At 63.6% G+C, this 1,830-nt stretch carries 1 protein-coding gene and 1 pseudogene; both read right to left on the reverse strand.

Translation table 11 applies throughout. The features are described 5' to 3' along the window. A pseudogene (locus tag HX846_RS25115) lies at positions 1–355 on the reverse strand (short chain dehydrogenase); the annotation flags it as partial. 160 nt (positions 356–515) lie between these two features. Further along, positions 516–1,830: acyl-CoA dehydrogenase domain-containing protein (locus HX846_RS25120; RefSeq protein ID WP_178966309.1), on the reverse strand; the 1,315-nt coding region annotated here is incomplete at its 5' end.

Raw genomic sequence — 1,830 nt, forward strand, 5'->3', positions numbered from 1 at the left:
GCACCACCACCCGGGCGTGCTGCCCAAGGCGCCTGGCGTTGGCGTGGAAGAATTCGTAGAGCTCGTCCAACTGCTTGAGGTCGGCAATGTCGCTGGCGTCGAACACGGCGCCCTGGACCTTGACCGTGGAGGGCGCCTTGAGGGTCGCAGCGGTGGCGGTCACTGTGTCGGTGGCGGTGAAGATGCGCTGGATTTGCGCCCCCAGGCGCCCTACCCCCGCGACGATTACCGGGTTGGCCAGGCCTTGCTGGCCGCTGCGGTGACGTTGCAATGCCAGGGGTTGGGGCAGCCCGGCAGTGCGGGCCAGCCAGGCTCCCCAGGGGGAATTGACGAAAGAAAGGTAGCTGTCACTCATGGATAAACTCACTCACAAACACGGTGTTGCCATGGAAACCCGATCCTTGTAGGAGCTGGCTTGCCTGCGATTGCGGTGTGTCAGCCAATGCAACTGGCACTGAACCAACGCTATCGCAGGCAAGCCAGCTCCTACAGGGGTCGTGTTCCTCCAGTTCCAGTCAGTTGACCGGCGCGTTTTCGCCTTGGTTGGCGCGGCGTCTTGCGCTCGGTTTGGCGGCCTGTTCCAACGCCTGCTGGCGCTGTTGCAAGGCTTCCAGCAAACCGAAGTCCTGCGGGAAGTCGTCCACCTGGATCGCGTGATCGCCATATTCCACATAGCGCGCGAGCAAGCTGTCGTCTTCCTCGCTGATCAGGTCCAGCGCCCGCGCCTTGACTCGCCACGGAGTAAACGCCGCACTGGAAATCGGCATTGGCTCGATCAGGCCTTGCTTGATCGCCCCCTTGAGCCGCGCCTCGATCAGCTCCACTTGCGGCAACAGGCGCAAGGCCAGTTCGCCGTAAGCCAGCTTGTCGATTTCCGGCCGAGGAATGTAGGAATTGCCCAGCAAGCGGTCGCGGGTTTCCCCCGGCACCTGCACCAGTTCCGCCACTTGCGCCAACAGGCGATCCGACGGTTTGCGCTGTGGAATACCGAACGGGAACGTCAAGCCACGCACCACCGCCGCCGCCGCTTTCGACGGGTAGTTGTCGAGCACTTCGGCCAGGGCTTCATGGGCGCGCAGCAACGCGTCCTGGGCCGCCCAATGCACCAGCGGCAAATCTGCCTGTGGCCGGCCATCATCCTCAAAACGCTTGAGCACGCAGGACAGGATGTACAGCTGGGACAGAATGTCTCCCAGCCGCCCGGTGATGCTTTCCTTGCGCTTGAGGGCACCGCCCAGCACGCCCATGGAAATGTCCGAGATCAACGCCAACACCACCGACAGCCGATTGGCCTGGCGGTAGTAGGACGCCAACGCCGGATCGGTCTTGCCCGGCACGGAAATCAGCCGTCCGCCCGTCAGCGAATACACTGCGGCACGCACGGTATTGGCCAGCACGAAGCTCAGGTGACCGAACATCGCGCTGTCGAAGTCCACCAGGGCCTTGCGCCGGTCCGTATTGCGCGCCGCTTCCATCTCGCGGAACACATACGGATGGCAGCGGATCAGGCCCTGGCCGTAGATGATCAGGCAGCGAGTCATGATGTTCGCGCCCTCCACCGTGATGGCGATGGGGCTTTGCTGGTAGGCCCGGGCGAGGAAGTTGTTGGGGCCCATGCAGATGCCCTTGCCGGCCACGATGTCCATGCCGTCGTTGACGATGATCCGCGCCCGCTCGGTAACGTGGTATTTGGCGATGGCCGAGATCACCGAGGGTTTTTCACCGGCATCCAGTGACGCCACCGAGACCTTGCGCACCGCGTCGCAGGCATACAGATGCCCGGCCATGCGCGCCAGGGGCGCCTGCACGCCTTCGAACTTGCCGATGGGC

Source organism: Pseudomonas sp. K5002, from assembly GCF_013386655.1.
Classification (GTDB): domain Bacteria; phylum Pseudomonadota; class Gammaproteobacteria; order Pseudomonadales; family Pseudomonadaceae; genus Aquipseudomonas.